This is a genomic window from Vreelandella sp. 2A-K22 (assembly GCF_054065485.1).
Window position 1 is genome coordinate 331,670 of sequence record NZ_JBSUGC010000001.1, and the last position, 22,243, is coordinate 353,912.

The 22,243-nt window shown below is 52.5% G+C and carries 22 protein-coding genes; 9 read left to right on the top strand and 13 right to left on the bottom strand.

From position 1 onward, the window contains the following. Positions 1 to 5: 5 nt before the first annotated feature. From ACW17M_RS01545 to ACW17M_RS01555, 3 genes are all read left to right on the top strand, one after another. Complete coding sequence (locus ACW17M_RS01545; RefSeq protein ID WP_400669698.1) at positions 6 to 920, top strand: AEC family transporter; 915 nt, start codon at positions 6 to 8, stop codon at positions 918 to 920. Positions 921 to 1,584: 664 nt separating this feature from the next. After that, entirely contained in the window at positions 1,585 to 2,496 is a 912-nt protein-coding gene (gene thpD, locus ACW17M_RS01550) for an ectoine hydroxylase (protein ID WP_457546801.1), read from the top strand. A gap of 5 nt (positions 2,497 to 2,501) precedes the next feature. Beyond that, positions 2,502 to 3,494 carry a 2-hydroxyacid dehydrogenase gene (locus tag ACW17M_RS01555; protein WP_400669693.1) on the top strand — a complete coding sequence of 331 codons (993 nt, stop codon included), beginning with the start codon at positions 2,502 to 2,504 and terminating at the stop codon, positions 3,492 to 3,494. A 22-nt stretch (positions 3,495 to 3,516) separates the two neighbouring features. On the opposite strand, the gene argE is transcribed toward ACW17M_RS01555, so the two are convergent. From argE to ACW17M_RS01575, 4 genes are read right to left on the bottom strand one after another with little or no spacing between them, the layout of a single operon-like run. Beyond that, positions 3,517 to 4,704 carry an acetylornithine deacetylase gene (gene argE, locus ACW17M_RS01560; RefSeq protein ID WP_400669690.1) on the bottom strand — a complete coding sequence of 396 codons (1,188 nt, stop codon included), beginning with the start codon at positions 4,702 to 4,704 and terminating at the stop codon, positions 3,517 to 3,519. A 35-nt stretch (positions 4,705 to 4,739) separates the two neighbouring features. Beyond that, on the bottom strand, positions 4,740 to 6,212 hold the full coding sequence (locus ACW17M_RS01565) for a tripartite tricarboxylate transporter permease (RefSeq protein ID WP_400669687.1): 1,473 nt from the start codon (positions 6,210 to 6,212) through the stop codon (positions 4,740 to 4,742). 25 nt (positions 6,213 to 6,237) lie between these two features. Next, positions 6,238 to 6,741, bottom strand: a complete 504-nt coding sequence (locus ACW17M_RS01570; RefSeq protein WP_035555025.1) for a tripartite tricarboxylate transporter TctB family protein — start codon at positions 6,739 to 6,741, stop codon at positions 6,238 to 6,240. Between the two features lie 59 nt (positions 6,742 to 6,800). Beyond that, complete coding sequence (locus tag ACW17M_RS01575) at positions 6,801 to 7,766, bottom strand: Bug family tripartite tricarboxylate transporter substrate binding protein (protein ID WP_400669682.1); 966 nt, start codon at positions 7,764 to 7,766, stop codon at positions 6,801 to 6,803. 227 nt (positions 7,767 to 7,993) lie between these two features. Here ACW17M_RS01575 and ACW17M_RS01580 point away from each other — a divergent pair, with 227 nt between their 5' ends. After that, the gene (locus tag ACW17M_RS01580; RefSeq protein ID WP_039857665.1) at positions 7,994 to 8,911 is read left to right on the top strand and encodes a LysR family transcriptional regulator; all 918 of its coding nucleotides are present in this window, start codon (positions 7,994 to 7,996) and stop codon (positions 8,909 to 8,911) included. A gap of 41 nt (positions 8,912 to 8,952) precedes the next feature. Then, entirely contained in the window at positions 8,953 to 9,555 is a 603-nt protein-coding gene (locus ACW17M_RS01585; protein ID WP_141440353.1) for a glutathione S-transferase N-terminal domain-containing protein, read from the top strand. A 64-nt stretch (positions 9,556 to 9,619) separates the two neighbouring features. Here the strand turns inward: ACW17M_RS01585 and trmB are convergent, their stop codons facing one another. The 3 genes from trmB to thiS are packed head-to-tail and all read right to left on the bottom strand — an operon-like array spanning position 9,620 to position 11,432. Next, on the bottom strand, positions 9,620 to 10,390 hold the full coding sequence (gene trmB, locus ACW17M_RS01590) for a tRNA (guanosine(46)-N7)-methyltransferase TrmB (protein ID WP_400669676.1): 771 nt from the start codon (positions 10,388 to 10,390) through the stop codon (positions 9,620 to 9,622). A 15-nt stretch (positions 10,391 to 10,405) separates the two neighbouring features. After that, complete coding sequence (locus ACW17M_RS01595) at positions 10,406 to 11,215, bottom strand: thiazole synthase (RefSeq protein ID WP_400669673.1); 810 nt, start codon at positions 11,213 to 11,215, stop codon at positions 10,406 to 10,408. A gap of 10 nt (positions 11,216 to 11,225) precedes the next feature. Further along, positions 11,226 to 11,432 carry a sulfur carrier protein ThiS gene (thiS, locus tag ACW17M_RS01600; RefSeq protein WP_022521266.1) on the bottom strand — a complete coding sequence of 69 codons (207 nt, stop codon included), beginning with the start codon at positions 11,430 to 11,432 and terminating at the stop codon, positions 11,226 to 11,228. A gap of 137 nt (positions 11,433 to 11,569) precedes the next feature. Between thiS and ACW17M_RS01605 the strand changes: the two genes are divergently transcribed. After that, positions 11,570 to 11,953 (top strand): DUF423 domain-containing protein, encoded by a 384-nt coding sequence (locus tag ACW17M_RS01605; RefSeq protein WP_027957973.1) that lies wholly within the window; start codon positions 11,570 to 11,572, stop codon positions 11,951 to 11,953. Between the two features lie 461 nt (positions 11,954 to 12,414). Here ACW17M_RS01605 and ACW17M_RS01610 read toward each other — a convergent pair whose 3' ends face one another. The 4 genes from ACW17M_RS01610 to ACW17M_RS01625 form a co-directional block, all read right to left on the bottom strand. Further along, positions 12,415 to 14,085: a phosphoethanolamine transferase gene (locus tag ACW17M_RS01610; RefSeq protein ID WP_009286207.1), complete on the bottom strand. Its 1,671-nt coding sequence runs from the start codon at positions 14,083 to 14,085 to the stop codon at positions 12,415 to 12,417. 24 nt (positions 14,086 to 14,109) lie between these two features. Beyond that, positions 14,110 to 14,796 carry a phosphatase PAP2 family protein gene (locus ACW17M_RS01615; protein WP_035539266.1) on the bottom strand — a complete coding sequence of 229 codons (687 nt, stop codon included), beginning with the start codon at positions 14,794 to 14,796 and terminating at the stop codon, positions 14,110 to 14,112. Continuing rightward, a complete protein-coding gene (locus ACW17M_RS01620) occupies positions 14,778 to 15,155 on the bottom strand; it encodes a diacylglycerol kinase (protein ID WP_081742678.1) in 378 nt (125 codons plus the stop codon). Before ACW17M_RS01620 ends, ACW17M_RS01615 begins: the two co-directional genes overlap by 19 nt. A 77-nt stretch (positions 15,156 to 15,232) precedes the next feature. Further along, positions 15,233 to 16,423: a glycosyltransferase family 9 protein gene (locus ACW17M_RS01625; RefSeq protein WP_027957969.1), complete on the bottom strand. Its 1,191-nt coding sequence runs from the start codon at positions 16,421 to 16,423 to the stop codon at positions 15,233 to 15,235. Between the two features lie 217 nt (positions 16,424 to 16,640). Here ACW17M_RS01625 and ACW17M_RS01630 point away from each other — a divergent pair, with 217 nt between their 5' ends. From ACW17M_RS01630 to ACW17M_RS01640, 3 genes are all read left to right on the top strand, one after another. After that, the gene (locus ACW17M_RS01630; RefSeq protein WP_027957968.1) at positions 16,641 to 17,303 is read left to right on the top strand and encodes a response regulator; all 663 of its coding nucleotides are present in this window, start codon (positions 16,641 to 16,643) and stop codon (positions 17,301 to 17,303) included. After that, complete coding sequence (locus ACW17M_RS01635; RefSeq protein ID WP_027957967.1) at positions 17,300 to 18,712, top strand: ATP-binding protein; 1,413 nt, start codon at positions 17,300 to 17,302, stop codon at positions 18,710 to 18,712. The genes ACW17M_RS01630 and ACW17M_RS01635 overlap by 4 nt, the downstream gene beginning before the upstream one ends. A 234-nt stretch (positions 18,713 to 18,946) precedes the next feature. Further along, positions 18,947 to 19,390 (top strand): DUF411 domain-containing protein, encoded by a 444-nt coding sequence (locus ACW17M_RS01640; RefSeq protein ID WP_400669660.1) that lies wholly within the window; start codon positions 18,947 to 18,949, stop codon positions 19,388 to 19,390. Positions 19,391 to 19,401: 11 nt separating this feature from the next. On the opposite strand, the gene ACW17M_RS01645 is transcribed toward ACW17M_RS01640, so the two are convergent. Both ACW17M_RS01645 and ACW17M_RS01650 read right to left on the bottom strand, forming a co-directional pair. Next, positions 19,402 to 19,818, bottom strand: coding sequence for a PaaI family thioesterase (locus tag ACW17M_RS01645; protein WP_039857653.1), 417 nt, complete (start codon positions 19,816 to 19,818; stop codon positions 19,402 to 19,404). Between the two features lie 70 nt (positions 19,819 to 19,888). Beyond that, positions 19,889 to 22,075, bottom strand: coding sequence for a malate synthase G (locus tag ACW17M_RS01650; protein WP_457546802.1), 2,187 nt, complete (start codon positions 22,073 to 22,075; stop codon positions 19,889 to 19,891). Positions 22,076 to 22,243 lie beyond the last annotated feature (168 nt).

The window sequence follows — 22,243 nt, forward strand, 5'->3', positions numbered from 1 at the left end:
CATAAATGGAGAGTATCACTGGCGCTTTAGGCCCACTATTTCTGTTGATCTTACTGGGCGCCGTGCTTGGCTATTGGCGCTGGCCCAGCGACACCTTTTGGCCGCAGATGGAGCGGCTGATCTACTTTGTGCTGTTTCCCGCCATGCTGGTAAGCACCTTGGCCACTGCGGATGTAAGCCGAGTGCCGGTCGGCCGCTTGGCGCTGGTGCTGCTGGGCGCGATGGCGCTGTTTGGCTTGCTGCTCTGGCGTTTACGTGGCTGGCTACAGCTAACGCCTGCGGCGTTTACGTCGGTATTTCAAGGCGCGGTACGTTTTAATACCTATGTGGGCGTTGCTGGCGCCGCCGCGCTACACGGCAGCTTAGGAGCGACCACCGCAGCCGTCGCCGTGGCACTAATGGTGCCAGTAGTTAACGTGATGTGTGTGGCCAGCTTTGTCGCCGCTGGCACACTCGGCGGTGCTAGCGTAGGTAAAAGTGCGATGGCGCTGATTAAAAACCCATTGATCCTTGCCTGCTTGGCGGGCATTGGTCTGAACCTTACGGGCGTTGGTTTGCCCGGCTGGAGTCAAGATACGGTAGAGCTACTGGGGCGTGCGGCGCTGCCGTTGGGGTTGGTGGCCGTGGGTGTGGCGCTGCGCCCAGCGGCACTGCTACGCATTGACCGCGGCGTGCTGGCCACCAATGGCGTTAAACTGCTGCTCATGCCCGCGCTGGTATTGGCATTCACCTGGATCTTGCAGCTGGATCCCGTAAGCCGCGACGTAGCGCTACTGTTTGCAGCACTGCCCACCGCCACCTCTGCGTATATCCTAGCCCGCCAACTAGGTGGCGATGCCGAGTTGATGGCGGCGATCATTACGGGCCAAACCCTATTGGCCATGCTCACCCTGCCTTTTTGGCTGCAGCTGGTTAGTTGACGGCGAGGCTGTAAAGTTAAATAAAAAATATTCGCATTTGTGTTGACGGGGTAAATGAGAACCATTACAGTGTGGTTGTCAGCGTTTGATGAGACGCTGACAACCAGGACAGCTGTTGATTTCAGAATCAGCGCCAGTTTACTGTCATGGTTTCTCCCTCTCATTGCTAGTCACGGTCTTTTTGCCGCTCCAATGGAGCGGCTTTCTTTTTTATGGGTTCCAGTTTCTTATTCATCTCCTGCGGGTGCGATCTTTGCTATCAGCAAGTGGTAATAAAAAATATTCGTATTTGTATTGACGCGGTAAATGAGAACTATTACATTGTGGTTGTCAGCGTTTGATGAGACGCTGGCAACCAGGACAGAAACCGCCAGTTTCCTGTCATGGTTTCTCCCTCTCATTGCTAGTCACGGTCTTTTTGCCGCTCCATTGGAGCGGCTTTCTTTTTTTAGCCCCTGCTACCCTCTCGCTTCCTATACTGCCTTTCGACTCCCGCTCCTCGCTTTCCGTCTCTTGTTTTAAAAACATGAATTTAAAAACGATGATTGCTGGCACGATGAGCCGGCTGACATAGCGTTATTGCTGTGGTGCGTTTTGGCGTCTACGTTTTATAAGTAGCCCCTAAAAGCGTTACTTGACATGGATACTAACGGAGGAGTTTGCCATGAACGATACACAAGACTTATTCCCTACTCGCTTGGAACGAAAGTTGGGAATGTTTGAACGCATCGATCCGGTGGTATACGGCGATGACTCACAGCTTGCGAATGGCCCCTTAAGCAAATCAGAAATTGATGAGTACGAAAGAAAGGGATTTCTATCGTTTGAAGGATTTTTTGACGCTGATGACATGCAGGTTTTTCTTAAAGAACTGCGCGAATATGAAGACGATGCTGATCTGAAACTTTCAGAAGGCACTATTCTTGAACCTGGGCGTGAAGAGATTCGTACTATTTTCGGCATCCACGATGTTTCAAAACGCTTTCAGCGCTTGACCCAGGATCCCAAGCTATTGGCGATTGTTAAGCAACTTCTTGGCAGCGATGTATATATTCATCAGTCACGGATTAACTATAAACCAGGTTTTAAAGGCAAAGGGTTTGAGTGGCACTCCGACTTTGAAACATGGCATAGCGAAGACGGCATGCCACGTATGCGTGCGTTAAGTTGCTCCATCGTACTCACTGACAACGGTGAATTTAACGGCCCATTAATGTTGATCCCTGGCTCGCATCATTATTTTGTTCCGTGTGTCGGACGAACTCCGGAAAATAACTATAAAGAGTCGCTGAAAAGCCAAGAGGTGGGCGTGCCCCCAGCCAGTAGCCTTCGCGAGATAATGCTAGAAAACGATATCGAAGCTCCCAAGGGGCCTGCCGGTTCGCTGGTGATCTTTGAATGCAATACCATGCACGGCTCGAACATAAATATGTCTTGCTGGCCGAGAAGTAATCTGTTCTTTGTTTACAATAGCGTTGAAAACACGCTACACGACCCTTACTGCGGTAATCGACCAAGGCCTGAGTTTCTGGCCAATCGTTCGGAATGGGAGCCGCTTAAACCGCTTAATGAGTAACGCCAATGCGCCTCGCCGTATTCAGCGCTAAACCCTACGATCGCACTTTTATTACTCGCGCCAACGCGGCGGAGCGTCACTCCTTGAGCTTTTTAGAGGCGCGTCTAACGGCTGATACGGCCCCTTTGGCCAACGGCTTTGATGCGGTTTGCGCCTTTGTTAATGACTGCCTTGATGCCACCGTGTTAGAGCAACTGCATAACGGTGGCACAAGGTTAGTGGCGCTGCGTTCAGCGGGCTTCAACCACGTTGATTTGGCTGCCGCCGAACGCTTAGGCATCACGGTGGTACGGGTGCCTGCCTACTCCCCCCACGCAGTGGCAGAACACGCGGTCGCCCTAGTGCTGAGCCTTAATCGCATGACCTATCGCGCCTACAACCGGGTGCGGGAGGGCAATTTTGCTCTGGATGGACTGCTAGGCTTTGACCTGCATGGTAAAACGGTGGGCGTTATTGGCACGGGACATATTGGGCTGATTTTTGCTGATATTATGCACGGCTTTGGTTGTCGTATCGTTGCCAGCGACCCGTTTCCCAGCCCGGATGCGAAACCCTTTGTTGAGTACGTGCCGCTAGCTACGCTGTTTGCCAGCGCCGACATTATCTCGCTGCACTGCCCGTTGACGCCTGAGACTCACCATTTGATTGATGCTGACGCCATCGCGCAAATGAAGGAGGGCGTGATGATCATCAACACCGGCCGAGGAAGAGTGGTCGATACACAGGCAGTAATTGCGGGCTTGAAAAGCGGTAAAATTGGCCGCTTAGGGTTGGATGTCTACGAAGAGGAGGAGCAGCTGTTCTTTGAAGACCTCTCTCAGGGCGTGATTGACGATGACCAGTTTATGCGCCTAACGACCTTCCATAATGTACTGATCACAGGCCACCAGGCCTTCTTTACTGCCGAAGCGCTGACCAATATCGCTGAGACCACGCTAGCGAATATTGACGCTTTTGAAAGTGGAAGTGGCACCATGCACCGGGTGTGTGCCAAATAACTCACCTCCACTCATGTGGGCGTTAGCGCTTCATCCAGGTGTTTAATTCATCTAAGAACGCTAGGCACTGGCACAGTTGATCAATTTCAATAAACTCATCGGGCTTGTGGGCTTGGCGTATAGAGCCGGGCCCAACAATCACTGAGGGTATGCCGCCATCGATTTCGAACACGCCGCCTTCTGAGCCATAAGATACCTTGCCGCCACGCTCGGGAAGAATGGGTTCAAGCTTTTTGAACATATCGCTGTCGGTGGCGTCCCCCATGGCGGGGTAGGCAAATAGCTCTTGCCACTCAATGGCGGAATCGGCTGATTGGCGCTGCATTTCGGGGAGTAGGGCAGTCTCTATATCGCGGATCAGTGCTTGAATGTCCGTGGCGGCTGCTTCCTGATCAATGCTGCGTAGCTCAAAGATAAAGCTGCAGGAATCAGGGGTAACGTTGGTCGCCACACCGCCTTCTATCATAGTGGTCAGTGTTGTGGCGTGGGGAACGGTAAAGTCGTGGTCGAAAGGGCCTTCTTGCTCATATCGTCGTGATCGCTCGGCGATCATGGTGATGATACGCGAGGCATACTCCACCGCATTGACGTGTTGAGGGGAGAACGATGAGTGGCCCCCTTCTCCGCGCACCGTCACCCGCATGGCGATTTTGCCCTTTTGGCCGTTGATCAGTTTCATTTCGCTGGGTTCACCGATAATCGCCAGAGCTGGTGGCACCTTGAGCTCGGCTAAGTGACGAGCAATGGCGGGGGCACCCAGGCAGCCTACTTCCTCATCATGAGAGAAGCAGAAATAGAAAGGTCGGTGTAGTTCGCCGTTGGCAAACGCCGGTGCCGCCGCCATAACGCAGGCTGCAAAGCCTTTCATATCGCAGGTACCACGACCAAACAAGCGGTTGCCGCGTTGCTCCATTTTGAAAGGGTCGCTCTGCCAGTTCTTCGGGTTGGCGGGTACGACGTCCGTATGACCAGAGAGGACGATGCCAGCTGCGTCGGCCGGCCCCAGGCGGGCGACTAAATTGGCCTTTTCGCCGCTCTCATCGGGCAGCACCGTCACATCCGCGCCAAGACTGGCGAAGAACCTCTCGATGTGATGAATAAGCTCGAGGTTGGAGTAAGCACTCGTTGTGTCGTAAGCGATAAGGTCGGTGAGGTGTGATATCGCGGCTTCCAACTGCGGGTGAGCGTTAGGCGTAGCACTAGCTTGCATAGCGTTAAATCCTTGGCAATAAGGGAATCTTTGGCTCAGACCTTGGCTTTTTTAAGCTGCTGACGAATTGTCACTACCACCACGAATATCGCCAGCGAAGCGAATAACCAGGTGATAGGCGACGACACCAGGATGCTTGGATCACCGCGAGAGAGCGCAAGGGCACGACGCAGGTTCTCTTCCAGCATCGGGCCAAGAATGAAGGCGATTAAAAAGGGGGCGGCGGGAATGGCGAACAGGAACATGAAAAAGCCAAATATGCCCATCGCTAGCAGTACGATGACGTCATACATACTGTTGGAGATCGAAAAAATACCGAATACGCACAGAGCAAGTACGATCGGCGCCATTAAGCCGGGGGGAATGCGCGAGATATGCGAGAAAAAGCGCATCGTTGCTTTACCAGCACCAAACAGCAAAACAGAAGAGAACAACATGCCAATAAACAGCATGTAAACCTCATGAAGGTTGTTCTCAAATAGCATAGGGCCTGGGGTCATGCCGTGAATCATAAAGGCGCCCAGCATCACGCCCGTAATCACATCGCCCGGCACGCCAAGTGCTAACAAAGGGATCATGGTGGAGCCACAGCAACCATTATTAGCGGACTCTGATGCTGCGATCCCTTCTAGTTCGCCCTTACCAAAGTTCTCGCGATTCTTTGAGCTACGCTGTGCTTCCCCGTAGGAGGAGAAAGCCGCCGCCGAAGGCCCTATGCCGGGAATGGCCCCCATCACGACACCAATCATGCTGCCTTTGAGCATTGCTTTTAAGGACTGGCGCAGCTCATCTCGCGTTACGCGGTTATCGCCCAGCTGCATGGGCTTATGGCTTTGGTTGTTACGAAAGACAATAATCTTAAGCAGCTCTGGGATCGCAAATAGTCCGATGAGTACGGGTGCAACGGCAAGACCGCTCTGCATATCCACAGTTAGATCAAAGCGGAACGAGCCGTACATATCTTCGCCCACGGTGGCTAACAGTAGCCCTAAACACGCCGATACAAGCCCAAGCAGCAGCGAACGCCCTGACACCCCAGCGACGGTGGTAAGTGCGAAAATCATCAACATAAAGTATTCGGGTGGCCCAATACGCAGCGCAAGTAGCGCCAGTGGTGCGGCAATAAAAATCAGCGATAGGTTGGAAATAAAGTCCCCGGTACAGGACGAATAGAGCGCCATGTTGAGGGCTTTGCCTGCCTTGCCTTGTTGGGCCAATGGGTAGCCATCAAGGGTGGTGCAGGCAGCTGAAGCAGTGCCTGGTGTCTTGATCAATATCGCGGATACCGAACCGCCGTAGGTCGAGCCTTTGTACAGTGCGACGAGTAACAAAATGCTCGGAATCGGCTGCATATAAAAAGTAAAGGGCAGCGCCAGCGTCACCGCCATGGTGCCGGTCATGCCTGGAATAGCGCCGATAATCACGCCGCCCCAAATACCGGCGGCCATGATCAGAAAGTTCTCAATGGTGGCAACCGCCTGGAAGGCAACCAGCAGGTCGTTGAGCATAGTGGTCAGTCCTATACGCGGTAAGTTAAATACCGATAGCCTTGAAAAGGCTGCCGACAGGGAAACGCGTATTGAGTGCGCTGGAGAAAAACAGGTAGAGGACCAGTGGGAGTGCAACGGCAACGATGGCCGCCACCACTTTGTGGCGCCAATAACCCGTCAATATCAGCATCGCCATTAACAGCAGAATGCTCGATAGCAAAAAACCGAGCAGCATCACTGAACCGATAAAGAGCGCAAAGGCGAGTACCGTCCAGCCGAAGCGGGTGAGCAGCGTGACAAGTGGCGTGTCACCGCGGATGGTGCTGGCATCTTCAGGGTCAGCGATTGCTTCGGTTTTGCGTGAAAAAGAAAGCCCGACGAGCAGTATGCCCAGTGCCATGCCGAGCATGGATACCGTGCGTGGCCACATATCAGGCGGTGGCGCGAACCCTGGAATAAAGCGCGGGCGGGGCACATAGGCGGGTATCAGTAAAAACAGCACGATACCGAACAGCACCGTAATAACTAAACCGCGTGTTATACCCATGACCCCTCCAGTGATGAAATGATGTATGCAGTGACGACAACGTGGTGCCTAACGCTGACTCACTCTAGATAGCCAAACTGTTCCGCTAAGGTGCGATAAAACTCATACTGCTCTTTTGCGTAGGTCTCCATATCGACGCTGCCAATAGTGGAAATTGAGCCACGATCGTCAGCACGACTGAGCCACATTTCATCTTCAGCCACCTGCTCCATTACCTCTGCCCAGGTATTCATGACCTCTTCAGGTAAATCTGGCGGGCCATACAGCGCGCTCCACCCCATCACCTGGCCAGCCAACTCATAACCCAACTCTTCAGCCGTCGGCACGTCCGGTAGTGCTTCCATGCGCTCTGGTGAGAACACCATTAACGGACGCATGTCACCGCTCTCGATATGCGGCATCAGAGAGGCTGCCGCGATGGCGAGAAAATCAACATGCCCACCCAGTAATGCCGTTGCGAGTTCGCCGCCCCCACGGTAGGGAATCAACGTAGCCGCCGTCAGCGGATCCATTTTCGCGTCAGCCAGTAGCGACTGCACCGTAAAGCCATCAATGGCGGTGGCGCCGGAAGCGGCGTAGCTCATCGCACCAGGGTCGTTTTCGATGCCTTCCAGTAAATCCTCAGCACTTTCATAGGGAGAGTCTTCAGCCACGGCAAGAATCATCGGTGTGGCTTCAAGCGGGCTGATGAAGGTGTACTCATCCCAATCAACACTGCTGTTTTCGTTGACCGCCGGTGATAGAGCCATGCCGACGCGGGCTAACAGCAGGGTGTAACCATCGGCGTCAGCTTGTGTCACATCGCGAGCGCCGGTCATTCCACCTGCGCCGGCTTGATTGACGACCGTGACAGGCTGTCCTAAATATTCGCGAGCCGACTCCGCTAGCGCCCGACCGGCCAGATCGGAGGCGCCGCCTGGGCCATAAGGGACTACCAGTGTGACGGGTTCGGAAGGGTAGCTCTGAGCATAGGCGGTGGAGGCAGCGAGCAGCGTTGCTGCCGCTAAGCTTAAGGTGAGTTTCATACTTATCTCCGCAATCGTTGTTGCATAGCTTTCATGGAGTGGATTTATTAATAGCATTTTTGAACCCAGCGCTTTTAACATAGACAGGTATGAAATTTGTTGCAACAATTCGATTTAGTATTCGATTTTGTTCTAGTGGTGAGCCAAAGTTGCAAGCTTATTGTTTATAAACGTTGTTTTTATTCGCTGTTTATTGAGTAAAAGACTTTTTGAGTGGGATTAACACCATGAAAATAAAAGAAATTGAAGCTTTTGATGCATTCATGAAGCATGGCACCACGAAAGCTGCTGCAGAAACGTTAGGAATCAGCCAGTCAATGGTAAGTCGTTTGCTCATCGGGCTAGAGGACGAGCTGGGTTTTGCTTTGTTCAAACGTGCCCGCAATCAGCTTTCGCCAACGTCAGAAGCGTTTTTATACCACGCGTCCGTTTTACGGCTAATGGCGAGTATTCGAGATACTCAAAAAGACGCGGATGCTATTGCTAATAACCAATTGGGCAGTGTCGTAGTCGCTGCACAACCCATTTTTTGCGATACCTTTTTACTCGATGTCATTAAGCGCTTTAAACAAAATCACCCTAATGTAGGCGTTCGGGTCATCGATGCCGGGTTGCAAGAGTTGCTTAAAATGATCGACAACAATACCTGTGATGTGGCGCTGGGAATAACGCTTGAAGCAGACACTTATGGAGCAACGGTTAGTAGTCTTGCACGCTGTTCTGCCAGGTGCATCATGCATCGTACGCACCCCCTTGCTAAGCAAGATGTGGTGGCGCTTACTAGCTTACAAAACCAGACATTCGTAGAGCTGATGGCGGATAGTCCTCTGCGTGCCCGCGTGGATTACATTATGCAGACAGTGGATATAAAGCGGCATATTGCCGCTGAAATGCGCCATATGCGGGGGGTGTGCGCATTAGTTGATCGCGGACTTGGGGTCGCAGTGATTGATCCCATTGCAGAACTGCTGTTGCAGGGAACAGCCGTTGTATCAAAGCCTATGGAGCCAACCATTGAGTGGGAAATTGCCTTACTTAAATCTAAACACAAGCCGTTAAGTAATGTGGCTGAATCCTTCTGCGAAGAGATATACGCTGAAATCGATAGCTTGCATCAAATGGGAATACTAACTTCACTAAAATAAAACAGTAACGACAAACATATGACTTAACAGGAGACCGCCCCATGCAGCTCTATTTAAATACCTCTTCTCCCTATGCACGTGTTGTGCGCGTGTGTCTCTATGAAAAGCAGCTGATCGAGCGCACTGAGCTTTGCTGGTGTGACCCTTGGGCGGCGGATAGCGAGCTTGTACAGATTACGCCGCTTAGCCGTATTCCAACGCTGGTAACCGATGAAGGAGACGTCATCACCGAGTCGTTGTTGATTGCTCACTATCTGGATGCAGTGGGTGAAGGGCCATCTCTGATGCCCAGTAAAGCACTAGCTGAAACCCTGGCGCTGGCAGGGTTGGGGCAGGGCTTGATGGACGCCGCTTTCAACGTGGTGATCGGCCGTAAGTATGCTGGTAATGAAGTGGATACGACGCTGTTGGGGCAGCGCCGTTTAAAAGCGATCGAACGCACCTTGATAACACTCAATGCCCACCCCAGCGTGCTAGCGGGCAGTGCCCAGCGCACCCTAGGGGCGATTACCGTTGCCGTTGCGCTGGCGTATATCAGCTTCCGCTTACCAGCCTTTGATTGGCAAAACCGCTACCCGACGCTACACGCCTGGCAGGCGAAGGTGGTGGAGGGTGAGAGCTTCGCGCTGACTGAATTTGAGTAGGAACCCACTATTTCAGATAGCGCATAAAGACTAGGCCATCGCGAGGTGGAGACAGCCCGTAGATTCACCCCTCCCGGCGATAGATCAAATCCCAAACCCCATGGCCGAGTTTCTCGCCGCGGGCTTCAAACTTGGTCAATGGGCGGAACGCCGGGCGCGGCACATACGGGGCGGTTTCCGCGCTGGCGGTATTGGCATAGCCGGGGGCCGCTTCCATTACCTCGGCCATCCACTCTGCGTAGGCTTCCCAGTCGGTGGCCATATGGAAGGTGCCGCCAGGCATCAGGCGAGTGCGAATCAGCTCAACAAAGGCAGGCTGCACGATGCGCCGTTTGTGGTGCTTCTTCTTCGGCCAAGGGTCGGGGAAGAACAGCTGCAGCGTGGTTAGCGAGCCTTCGGGAAGGCACTGTTCGAGCACCGCCAGGGCATCTTCACGATAAACGCGCAGGTTGGTGAGGCCGCGCTTATCAACTTCATCGAGTAATTTACCCACACCAGGGGCGTGGACTTCAATGCCGATAAAGTCGGTGTCCGGATGGGTCTCGGCTTGCTCAATCAGCGAGTTGCCCATGCCAAAGCCGATTTCTACTACCCGCGGTGCCTGACGGCCAAACAGGACGTCCAAGTCTTGACGACCATCGGCGATGGTCAGGCCAAAACGCGGCCAGATATCTTCTAAGCCACGGTTCTGGGCCTGGGTCATACGACCCGCGCGGATCACGTAGCTTTTAATGCCGCGGCGGTGCAGCGGTGCATCCGTACCTTCCGGGCCTGTGGTGGCGTTGCTTTCGGGCGCGGTGTGACTTTCTGGTACGGTATCGTTGGGTTCAGTCATGGGGTCTCGAATCAATTAACCGTTAATACGGCCAGCGAAAGGTGAAGAAGGATCGGCGGATTGGCGGCGCGGCATACGGCCGGCTAGAAACGCATCGCGCCCGGCTTCCACGGCCAGCTTCATGGCGTTGGCCATGCGTAGCGGGTCGCGGGCGTGGGCAATGGCCGTATTGAGCAGTACGCCATCACAGCCTAGCTCCATCGCCATGGCAGCATCTGACGCTGTGCCAATGCCTGCATCTACCAGCACCGGTACGCTGCTCTGCTCAACAATCAAGCGCACGTTGTGTGGGTTCTGAATGCCATGGCCCGAACCAATCAGTGAGCCCAGCGGCATGATGGCGCAGCAACCCATAGCTTCTAATTCGCGTGCCACAATAGGATCGTCGCTGGTGTACACCATGACGTCAAAGCCATCGGCGAGCAGCGTTTCAGCGGCTTTTAGCGTCTCGACCACATTGGGGTAAAGCGTGTGATCGTCGCCGAGCACTTCCAGCTTGACCAGGCTATGACCGTCGAGCAGCTCGCGAGCCAAGCGGCAGGTGCGCACCGCATCTTTCGCGGTGTAGCAACCGGCGGTATTGGGCAGCAGGGTGTAGCGATCGGGGGAAATAGCGTCTAACAGGTTGGGCGCATCGGCGTCCTGGCCTAAATTAGTACGGCGCACCGCAAAGGTCACAATCTCAGCGCCGCTTTGGGCAATGGCGGCGCCGGTTTCGGTAAAGTCTTTGTACTTGCCTGTGCCCACCAGCAGGCGCGATTGAAAATCGCGTCCGGCGATGGTTAGCGGGGTATCGGCTAGCGCTACATGCGTTTGTTGGGTCATAGTGTTTCCTCTAACCGCCGCCAATCGCGTGGACAACTTCTACGTGGTCGCCATCGACCAGGCGGGTGTCGGCGTGCTGGCTGCGGGGGACGATCTCTTCGTTAATTTCGACGGCGATACGACGACCGCTAAGGCCCAGCTGTTCAACTAAGTCAGCGGCGGTTAGGCCGGTCGACAGCGTATGGGGTTCACCGTTTAGACGTATCTGGATAGACATAGATAGGCGTGTCTCATTCGTCGTGGTAGTTCGTTCTCTAAGGCATTCTCTATTGTAGCGGTTTCACACCGCGCAAGGTAAGCCGTAGGTGCAAACAGCGTGATGTATGCCAACCATAATAGGAGTAGGAGAGCAGCGTGCAGCGAACAGATAAAGTGTGGTGGTGTATAGCGGCCCTTTCAGGCGCCATACTGGTGATGCTAGGCGCCTATGCAGCCCATGGTTTGGCGGCGCGCACCACAGAAGCGATGGTGAGTGCCGTTGAAACCGGTGTGCGTTACCAGGCCTGGCACACGCTGGCCATCATGATCGTGCTGGTATGGCGCCAAGTGCAGCCGCTTGCCGGACAGCGTTGGGTGCTGGCGCTGTGGGCGCTAGGCATGGGCTGCTTTTCAGGCTCGCTCTACCTGATGGTGCTGGCAGGACTGAATCTTGGCATTGTCACTCCTATTGGCGGGCTGCTGTTGATGGCCGGTTGGCTGGCGCTTGGGGTGATAGCGTTATTATGCAGCCGCACTTAACAGGTAGCAGTTAGATTAAAAGATATAAAACAACCACAGTACCAACGCCTGCCATACCTATCGCGTCCAGTGTCTCTATCACCTCGCCCCGTAAAGGGTAAATACGGCTACACATAGCTGTGCTTGTATTGCCTAACCTCAATAGCTGCGCTGTGCTGCTAACCCCAATACTGAAAATAGCGATAATGACTTCAAGTGACTCTATCTCAAATAGCATAAGAAGAGCGCTTAGCAAGCTGATTAAAACTACGCATAACCGAAATGAAAACCATTGCTTGAAAATGAGAGCAGTATCATCCTTATTTATCGAATCCTCAGGTGCTGTCTTTTTTGTTGATAAGAGCCGCCTTTCAAAAAACGGGTGAGTCTTTGATAAAAGAGTTATGAGCATGCCGACGCACCTGAGTTGTGATGAAGCTGAATCAATTTTGCCACTGAATAATTACCGATTACTTACGCGTTTAACTGCTGTTGGGTTGTCGGCACGTTTGGCTAATATCTTGTTCCTGCTGGTAGACAGTACTTGATACGCCAAGCAAACCCAACACGCTGTGAAATAGGTTGTCGTGTGAGGCGGCTTTGTCGGAAATCTGGTGTAAGCAGTCCGTATCTAGCCCTTGCTGCTGTGAAAAGGTGCTGGAAAGCCACCAAACCATAGGCACATGCGTCTGTTCGTCGGGGGCAATGGCGTAGGGAATGCCGTGCAAATAAAGCCCTTTTTCACCCAGTGATTCACCATGATCAGAGAGATAGATCATCGCAGCTGCGTAGTCATCCTGACGCTTTAACGTCTCAATTACCTGATTCAACACAGTGTCGGTATATAGAATGGCATTGTCGTAGCTATTGGTAATGGCATCTCTTGAGCACTTCGCTAAATCAGCGGTGGTGCAAGCAGGAACAAAACGTTCGTAGTCAGCAGGGTAACGCTGGTAATAGCTGGGGCCATGGTTGCCTAGCTGATGCAGCACTATCACCTGATCAGTTGGGGTGCTGCTAATTTGCATGGTTAAGGCTTGAACCAGTGCCTCGTCCAAGCAGCGCCCATCTTGGCATAAAGAAGCGTAGTCCTCTGGAGAGAGTGCTTTTGTCGTCACTCCTTCGCAGACGCCTTTGCAGCCCGACTGGTTATCAAGCCAGGTGACCTCTAAACCGGCGTGTGCTAATACGTCCAGTAAGGATTCATGTTGCTGAGCATAGAATTTAACGTAATCGGCACGCCCCGGTAATGAAAACATGCAGGGTAATGAGGCAGCCGTGCTGGTGCCGCATGCGGTAACGTCTGAAAAATTAATAACGTCGGGCTGTTGGGCAAGTTTGGGCGTGGTTTGACGTTCATAACCATTTAACCCCCAATTCACCGCCCGCGCCGTTTCGCCCACCACGATGACGAGCAGCGTGGGTTTGTCACCCACTTGTGAACTGATACGGGCATCTTCTCCCACTGGGGAGCGCACCGTATTTGCGGAAGCGTGCTGGCTGAAAACTGCCTGCGCCATCGAAACAATATAATTGCCTGGAGTCACCAAGTAGCGAAGCTCTTTATTGTTGCGCATGAGTGACGATACTTCTTGATAAGATAAGACTATCGCTAACAGCAATATAGTCGTACTGGCGAGGTAATAAGCTGAGCGGCGCAAAACAGCCTTCTTCCAGGTTGAAGGCGCGATTTTAACTCTCCAAATGATAAGGGTAGGCAAACCAAAAAAGATTGCCAAATGAATCAGCAAGCCAGCTGTAAGAAGCTCCCGTGCTTCGTTAGTATCCGTTTGAAGCACATTGTCTAACATTGAAGTATCAAAATAGGTGCCATAGTAAGTGGTAAAGTAGCTGACGAAGGCGGCTATTAGAAACAGTAAGATTAATAGGGGTTTTACCAATGTTCGAACAGCAAGGCTAACGAAGACCAAAAAATGAATGCAGGTCATTACCAAAAACATATTGGCGAAGGTAAGCCACGTCTGAACTGCAAGAAGATCATAGCCAACAAGGGCTTGTTGCCAAAAAGGCGCATTGTAAAAAACACTGAATATGACAACGGCCCATAAGACAAGTTGCTCCGTGCTCAATATGGGACGATAATGCCCAGCGGTGTAAACAATTTTTAAAGGCAAGGACAACAAAGGGGGCATCGAAAGGCTCTCTGTGTGAAAAAATTAATGCACTCTGGGAGGTAATAAAAATCTTGAAAGGGCAAAGCTTACAGTCCAGCAAATCATGATGGTCCAGAGGTCGTGGGACAGAAAGTGCGCCCCGCGTAACTGTTGAGTGATCCCAAACGTAAGGCCAAGCCCTAAACCCAGCACAAGCCCTGCCCATCGCCAGCGGGGCAGTGTGGCGGCCAAAAAGAAGTAAAGTGCTATCCACGTATATCCTGCGCTGGCATGCCCGGCTGGAAAGCAAGCGGACGCTGGCATTACAGGAGGGCGTATGTCGAGCAAGCCAATAAAGTTTCGTTCCCCTCCATAGCGAATTAAATCCCAAGGGCATTCCATGCTCACCAGGTGCTTAATAGTCGCCACAAGTAATGCCGAAACAAGCGTTGCAGAAAAAAGATAAAAAAGTGGAGTGCGATAGTCTTTAAGACGAGTAGCAGTGGTGCTTAGTATCAATAGAAGAAGTGTGGCTAATCCCATAGCCAGACTTAGCCACTTACCGCCTTTGTGAAGAATATCTTGGGTAATTAAGGTGTCTTTCCATGCCCAAGTATTACCCTGAAGATGATATATAAAATCAGCTAGCGAAAAATCTATGCCTAAAACACTAAAAACTGACATGGCTGCCAAAAATAAAAGCCAAACAGTTACCAAGGGTTTGAGGGAGTTTAGTTTAGCAGTACGCATAGCCACACACCGACCATCATGAGAATTGTCAACATGACGGCGGCTGCTCCCATGTCTTTAGCTCGCCCACTAAGTTCGTTATTTTCAAGTCCGATGCGGTCAATAGTGTTTTCGATGGCGGAGTTGATGAGTTCCACTATCAATACAGATGTAAGTGAAAAAAACAGCAACGCTTTTTCCACGCAAGTGACATTAACAAAAAATATAAAGGGGTAGAGGATGAGGCATAGCAATACCTCTTGCCTAAAAGCGGATTCATTTTTCCAGCAAGCTTCTAAACCAGAAACTGCATTAATAGAAGCACGGAAAATACGTTTAAAACCCTTGCCATTGGGTTTTGGCGTAGTGGAAATATGCAAGGCGGTAGACTCGGTGACGTAATATTAGGGCCACTATAAAGCGCAAAACTTAACGAATAGTTATGCGCTTTCATTCATTAACGGGCGTACGTATGGACTGCACTAGGTGGTGGTGTTACGTACTGTTTTGGATAGTATTTTACAGAGGTCGGCTGACCGGGGGGCGTTGAGGCTTGCCCGTCAACATTAGCTTGTATGGCTTCTACTACCGTGTTGATCTCTGGGCGCCAAAGGATGGTGTCATAGGATTCTCGAGGTACGAAGGCGAGAGATTTTTGCTGGCGTACCAGGGATATTGTGGGGACGTCGAGCGCTGCCGCTAAATGCATAGGCCCTGAGTCTGGTGTCACGAGTAATTGGGCACGCTCCAAAACGGCGGCAAAGTGACGGATAGGAAGAGGTGGGCATAAGCTGCCGTAGAGGGAGGACTTTAAACGCTGCTCAATAGGTGCTAGAAGCCTAAACTCCTCGGGCCCAAGGAAAACGACATAGCGTATTTTGTGGGCTTCCATGGCATCGATGAGCATTAGCCAAAATGCCAACGGCCAACGTTTGTTTTGATGCCCACCTACGAAGATAGCAATAAAGTCAGTATCTGATGGGTGATCGCTATGAAGACTGGTTAGCTGTCTTATCTTCGTCATTGCCTGAGAGCGCTCCTGCTTCGTTAGCTGGAGCAATGGCCGATTACGGCAAGCGACACCGAGCTGATGTGTTAAATTAATGATGGCATCGTAGGCATGTGATGACTTCCCTTCCGCCTCAATGCTGTACCATCGCTGGTGACCTTTACGTGAACCCATGCTATACCGTGCCCCTATTAACTGGGTCACTATAAAACCGCTCGTTGATCCTCCGCTCACTTGTACCGCTAGATCATAACGTTGAGCCCTTAGGCGTCGTAATAATGTCACACACTTCCAAGGACGAAGGATCGCGGATCTCGACAGTAAATAAAAATGGTCAATAGGTCGTTGTTGCAACAGTGGAAAAGTTTTATCCGTCGCTAGATAGTCTATGCGTGCGGAAGGAAAACGTTCACGAAAAGCATCAATGACAGGGGTGCTGATTAGCGCATTTCCCAGACGAAAATTGGGGCGAATAATTAGAATTTTTTCTATACCCACAAGGCTGTCGATGGTTTCTGGCGCAGGCGGTTTGACGATATACCGTATACCTCTCAGTAAATATCGTTTCATTCCTTTTTCTAAACCACGAGCCATTATTTTTAAGTAATAGTTTGTTCTAATGAGGGTTAGTAAATGCATGCTCTGGCGCTCTTTTGGCTTTTCCCACGTCGGAAGAGGCAGCATGAGCCTAATAACTTAAAGAAGAGTTAAACTGTGTAAGAGCTTTACAAAAATAGGGTGGTAGGCTTACTGGTTTAGTTTAGACGAAACTACTTTGTGGGTTATAAGTCTCCGTATTTAAGAAAAGCTTAAGTTTTGGCATCCACGATAAAGGTTTGACGATTGAGGAAGCAAAATGCGCGCACTGCTGATAGAAGACGATCCCCTGCTTGGGGATGGCATTAAGACAGCCCTGGAGCGAGAGGGGTATACAGTCGATTGGTTTATGCTTGGGCGTGAAGCAATCAATGCTGTCAATAGCGAGACCTTCAGTGTGATTATTTTGGATCTTGGGCTGCCCGATATGGACGGTATGCAGGTACTGCATTTACTCCGTCAGCAATCGACTATGCCTATTCTGATTTTGACGGCCCGTGATGCGATGGAAGACCGTATTGGCGGCTTAGATGCCGGGGCGGATGACTATGTACTCAAGCCATTTAATTTGCAGGAGTTACTTGCCCGTTTGCGTGTCGTAATGCGGCGCGCTGAGGGACGCGCCTCGCAGATGTTGACGCTGGGTGCACTGAGTATTGATGAGGCTCGTCATGCGGTGAGTTGGCGGGGCAAAGACGTAAAGTTGGGCCGACGGGAGTATGCCTTGTTGTTAGAGCTAGCTAGGCATCCCGACAGAGTGCTATCTCGTCCTCGTTTAGAAAGTTTGCTTTACGGTTGGGGCGATGAGATAGAGTCCAATGCGGTGGAAGTTCACATTCATCATCTGCGTAAAAAACTTGAAAAACATTTGATCATTAATGTGCGCGGAATTGGCTACCGGCTGGATAGCCAAGCACAATGATATCGATACGGCGTTATCTACTTCGTACCCTGGCCATTACCATGGTTGTCGCCGGGGGAGTCGCGGTTACCGCGGCCTACTTAATTACGGATCACGAGCTAGAAGAAATTCTCGATACACAGCTTAGTCTGCATAGCCGGATTGTGGCTGGCCAACTCGACCCCAACGCGACCATTGACGACTATGCTCGACTGGCTTCGCGCATGGGCCTTCCAGAACATCCGGCTCAGCTATATCGCGACGGTAACACAGTGCCCGACAGCAGCTTTGAATCAGGTATCAAGCTTTACCACGAGGAAGAGCTTAAATTAGTACTGGGTTTTTGGAATGCCGATGGCTCACCCAGGCTTCTAGGGGGCAAATGGAATGATGCCGGGCCTTTCCCCGCGCCTTTAGAGGAGGGTTTTCGCTGGGAAAGCTACGATGGTCATCGTTGGCGGGTTTTCAGCATGTTCGATGTTGCCAGCAATACCTGGATCAGCATGGGGCTGCGAGGTTCGTTTCATGATGAAGTGGTGGAGCGCATCACCTGGAACAATTTATTGCCGATGCTCTTTTTGCTTCCACTCCTCCTTTGGCTGATGAGTCGTATTATCCGGCGAGGTATTGCGCCCATTCAAGCGCTTTCCAACCAAGTACAAGGCCGCTCCGCCCACGACCTGCGTAAAATTGATGACCCGGTTCCTCAAGAGCTTAATGAATTACGCCAATCGCTAAACGACTTTATCGCCCGGTTGAAAGAAACGTTAGAGCGCGAGAGGCGCTTTACAGCAGATGCGGCCCATGAATTACGTACTCCCTTAGCAGCGCTGAGAATTCATCTGGATAACGCGCAGGAGGGGGGAGAGCAATCATTAAAAAAGGCTTATATCGGAGTAGAACGGCTGCAGCGGGTGGTAGAACAACTGCTTATTTTGGCTCGTTTGGATCAAGTAGCCACAACCTCACCGGCCACTATCGATCTCTATCCTATTGTTGCTGAATTGGTAGCAGAGCTATGGCCACTCGCTGAAGAGCGAGATCAGCATTTGAGGCTAACAGGATTAACCCGGCTGGAGGTTCGCGCCGACGAAGTCGAGGTGGGCATTCTCTTTCGTAACTTACTGGATAATGCCTTGCGCTATACGCCAGAAGGCGGCTGGGTGGAGGTAGAATTGGCGCTTGAGGAGGGTTTTCCTCAACTTATTGTGAAAGATACTGGCCCCGGACTCCCCGAGGCACTATTGGATAAAGTCACTGAGCGCTTTAGGCGCGCGTCTGGTCAGGGTACTACCGGCAGCGGATTGGGTTTGTCGATTGTTTCGGAGTTGGCTCAGCGCCAAAACGCACGCCTTGCACTTAGTAACCGCATGCCCAACGGGCTAGCGGTCAGTGTTACGTGGGGAAAAAACAAGCTGCAAGCCATCTAAGGTAGGTGAGGGCTGTGGGTTATATTTTCCTCTATGCATGCGCCCAAAGTCAGATTTGCGTCTATTTTGCCGCTTGACCTTGGGGCTACCTATAGGTTGTAAGATAAAAAGTTAATGGATGCCACTAACTTTTTTGTTGATAGAGCTTATGACTGAGGGCCTATGGCTGATAGAGCTGGGTATAGTCCTGCTGGCCAGCTATTGGTTTAGTCACACACCTCAAGGAGATCGCTCATGAAACGTTTTACCGCTACGGTTTTATCTAGTGCTTTGGTTCTGGGGGCCACCTCGGCCCAGGCGGCACTGCCTGACGAGGCCACGCTGTATAAAAATCCCCAGTGTGGCTGCTGTGACGCTTATGCGCGCCACCTCGAAGAGCTCGGCGTAGAAGTAACGATTATTGATGACGTAGAGCTAGGCGGTATCAAGCAGCAGGCGGGCGTGCCCTATGGCCTGGGGTCGTGCCATACCATCGAGATGGGCGAGTATTGGATCGAAGGTCACGTACCGATGGAGGCCGTTCAGGCGTTGTTTGAGCAACAGCCTGATGTTGACGGTATTGGTTTGGCGGGTATGCCCATTGGCACTCCGGGTATGCCGGGGCCTCAGGATGAACCCTATAACGTCTACGCGTTTAGCGATCAGCAAGATGAGCCGTTCATGACGTTGGCGCCGTAATTGACGGTCCCTTAAGGCTTTTCGGGCAGCGCATAGCTGGCGGTGACATGCACCACGGGGCGCGTTTCGTCGCTGACTGAGAAGAGTTGAACTTCGCCCACCGCTAAGCGGCGGCCGAGTTTGATCAGCTTGGCGTGGGCGATAATGTCATGATCACCTGACGCTGCGCGGAGGAAGTGGCAGTTTAAGTCGCTGGTCACCGCCATGGGTTCGGGGCCAATCTGCGCCAATATCGCCACGTACATAGCTACATCCGCAAAGCCCATCATGGTGGGCCCGGAAACCCGTGGACCGGGTCGTAGATGCTCGTTGCCTATCTTCAAGCGCAGGGTGGCCGTCATTTCGCCCACGCTCTCTATCTTGCCCATCCGCTGGGGAAACACTTCGTCTAAAAAGTGTTCGATTTGCTCGGCAGTCATTACGGTCATTGTTGTTTTCCTTTATAAAAAAGCCCCGAGGGATGAACCTCGAGGCTGATTACACCATAAAACGAACTTACTATGCCTTATGCACCTGGGCCTTATGCACCTGACGCCACTCGTGGAGTAGCGGCTCGGTGTAGCCGGAAGGCTGTACGCGGCCTTTGAAGATCAGGTCGGAGGCGGCTTTGAAAGCCGTGGAGCCTTCAAAATTGGCGCTCATGGCGGTGTAGGTGGGGTCGCCAGCGTTCTGCTCGTCGACTACCTTGGCCATGCGCTTGAGGGTCTCTTCCACTCGCGGTGCATCGACAATGCCGTGGTGTAGCCAGTTGGCAATGTGCTGGCTGGAGATACGCAGCGTGGCGCGGTCTTCCATCAGGCCTACGTTGTGGATATCCGGCACTTTCGAGCAACCGACGCCGTGCTCTACCCAGCGAACTACGTAGCCGAGAATACCCTGGCAGTTGTTATCCAGCTCCTGCTGCTTCTCTTCATCTGACCAGTTGGCGTTTTCCGCTACTGGCACGGTGAGTAGGTCGTCCAGGTAGTCGGGCTCACCCAACGCTTCCAGCTCGCGCTGAACGTCGGTGACGTTGACCTGATGATAGTGCAGCGCGTGAAGCGCAGCGGCCGTAGGTGAAGGCACCCAAGCCGTGTTGGCACCCGCTTTCGGATGGCCGATTTTCTGCTCTAGCATGTTGTGCATCAGGTCAGGCATGGCCCACATGCCTTTACCAATCTGGGCACGACCGCGCAGACCGCAGGCAAGGCCCACTTGCACGTTGCTCTTCTCGTAGGCCTGAATCCAAGCGGCGCTTTTCATGTCGCCCTTGCGCACCATGGGACCCGCTTCCATGGCGGTATGCATTTCGTCGCCGGTACGGTCGAGGAAGCCGGTGTTGATAAATGCCACCCGTGAAGCCGCTTCAGCGATACACGCCTTGAGGTTAACGGTGGTGCGACGCTCTTCGTCCATGATACCCATTTTCAGGGTGTCGCGGTTCATGCCCAAAATGTCTTCAACGCGGCTAAACAGCTCGTTGGCGAAGGCAACTTCTTTAGGGCCGTGCATTTTCGGCTTGACGATATAAACAGAGCCAGTGCGCGAGTTGCGCGGCTGGTCAGCGTCTTTCTTCAGATCATGCAACGCGAGCAGCGAGGTAACCACGGCATCAAGGATACCTTCCGGCAGCTTGTTACCGTTCTCATCCAAAATCGCCGGTGTGGTCATTAAGTGACCCACATTGCGCACGAACATCAGCGAACGGCCGGGCAGCGTGACGCTGCTGCCATCGGTGGTTTGCCAGGTGCGGTCGGCGTTCAGCTTGCGGGTAAACGTCTTGCCGCCTTTTTCGATCTTCTCTTCCAGATCGCCCTTCATCAGGCCCAGCCAGTTACTGTAAACGCCCACCTTGTCTTCTGAATCCACTGCGGCAACGGAGTCTTCGCAATCCATGATGGCGGTCAGGGCGGCTTCCACCACGACATCTTTAACGCCTGCCGGGTCGGTTTTGCCGATGGCGTCGTTAGGGTCGATCTGGATTTCCAGGTGCAGGCCGTTGTTCCCCAACAGAATCGCGTCGGGTTTCGCCGCTTCGCCGTTAAAACCGATCAGCTTGCCGGAATCCTTCAAGCCGGTTTCACGACCACCTTCCAGCGTTACTACCAAGTGCTCATCACGAATGGCGTAGTTCACCGCATCCCGGTGCGAGCCAGTCGCCAGCGGTGCCGCGCGGTCAAGCACGCCACGGGCGTAGGCAATCACTTTGGCGCCGCGTTTCGGGTTAAAGCTGGTGCCTTTTTCGGCGCCGTCGTCTTCGGAAATGGCATCGGTACCGTACAGGGCGTCGTAAAGGCTGCCCCAGCGGGCGTTCGCCGCATTCAGCGCATAGCGTGCGTTGCTAACCGGTACGACCAACTGCGGGCCTGCCTGAACGGCGACTTCCCGGTCAACGTTGGCGGTGGTCGCTTTGACGTTAGCCGGCGCTTCTGCCAAGTAGCCAACCTCTTTTAAGAAGCGGCGGTATCCCGGCATATCGGTCACCGGGCCGGGGTTTTCCCGGTGCCATACGTCGAGTTTCTCTTGCAGCGTGTCGCGCTCTTCAAGTAATTGACGGTTTTTCGGGGTCAAATCATGAAACAGGGCATCCACACCGGCCCAAAAGGCATTTTCATCAACGCCTGTTCCCGGTAGCGCCTGCTCATTGATAAAACGATCTAAATCGGCTGCCACCTGTAAACGGTGGCGCGTGATACGCTCGCTCATGGGGTTTCTCCTGTGAGGATGCCCGTGGGTGATGTGTTTGCTACGGTCAGCGTAAAATGTATTTATGGAAAATAATTCCACACCTGGCCGGGCATGTAAACAGCGTAGACCCTAATGCGCTAAAATGCTCGACCAAATGACTAGGCATTTGGTTCTGAAAGCGCGAAA

Coding starts and splice junctions, on each gene's coding strand:
- ACW17M_RS01545 (WP_400669698.1), top strand. CDS start 6: ATGGAGAGTATCACTGGCGCTTTAGGCCCACTATTTCTGTTGATCTTA.
- thpD (WP_457546801.1), top strand. CDS start 1,585: ATGAACGATACACAAGACTTATTCCCTACTCGCTTGGAACGAAAGTTG.
- ACW17M_RS01555 (WP_400669693.1), top strand. CDS start 2,502: ATGCGCCTCGCCGTATTCAGCGCTAAACCCTACGATCGCACTTTTATT.
- argE (WP_400669690.1), bottom strand. CDS start 4,704: ATGCAAGCTAGTGCTACGCCTAACGCTCACCCGCAGTTGGAAGCCGCG.
- ACW17M_RS01565 (WP_400669687.1), bottom strand. CDS start 6,212: ATGCTCAACGACCTGCTGGTTGCCTTCCAGGCGGTTGCCACCATTGAG.
- ACW17M_RS01570 (WP_035555025.1), bottom strand. CDS start 6,741: ATGGGTATAACACGCGGTTTAGTTATTACGGTGCTGTTCGGTATCGTG.
- ACW17M_RS01575 (WP_400669682.1), bottom strand. CDS start 7,766: ATGAAACTCACCTTAAGCTTAGCGGCAGCAACGCTGCTCGCTGCCTCC.
- ACW17M_RS01580 (WP_039857665.1), top strand. CDS start 7,994: ATGAAAATAAAAGAAATTGAAGCTTTTGATGCATTCATGAAGCATGGC.
- ACW17M_RS01585 (WP_141440353.1), top strand. CDS start 8,953: ATGCAGCTCTATTTAAATACCTCTTCTCCCTATGCACGTGTTGTGCGC.
- trmB (WP_400669676.1), bottom strand. CDS start 10,390: ATGACTGAACCCAACGATACCGTACCAGAAAGTCACACCGCGCCCGAA.
- ACW17M_RS01595 (WP_400669673.1), bottom strand. CDS start 11,215: ATGACCCAACAAACGCATGTAGCGCTAGCCGATACCCCGCTAACCATC.
- thiS (WP_022521266.1), bottom strand. CDS start 11,432: ATGTCTATCCAGATACGTCTAAACGGTGAACCCCATACGCTGTCGACC.
- ACW17M_RS01610 (WP_009286207.1), bottom strand. CDS start 14,085: ATGCCCCCTTTGTTGTCCTTGCCTTTAAAAATTGTTTACACCGCTGGG.
- ACW17M_RS01615 (WP_035539266.1), bottom strand. CDS start 14,796: ATGCGTACTGCTAAACTAAACTCCCTCAAACCCTTGGTAACTGTTTGG.
- ACW17M_RS01625 (WP_027957969.1), bottom strand. CDS start 16,423: ATGCATTTACTAACCCTCATTAGAACAAACTATTACTTAAAAATAATG.
- ACW17M_RS01630 (WP_027957968.1), top strand. CDS start 16,641: ATGCGCGCACTGCTGATAGAAGACGATCCCCTGCTTGGGGATGGCATT.
- ACW17M_RS01635 (WP_027957967.1), top strand. CDS start 17,300: ATGATATCGATACGGCGTTATCTACTTCGTACCCTGGCCATTACCATG.
- ACW17M_RS01640 (WP_400669660.1), top strand. CDS start 18,947: ATGAAACGTTTTACCGCTACGGTTTTATCTAGTGCTTTGGTTCTGGGG.
- ACW17M_RS01645 (WP_039857653.1), bottom strand. CDS start 19,818: ATGACCGTAATGACTGCCGAGCAAATCGAACACTTTTTAGACGAAGTG.
- ACW17M_RS01650 (WP_457546802.1), bottom strand. CDS start 22,075: ATGAGCGAGCGTATCACGCGCCACCGTTTACAGGTGGCAGCCGATTTA.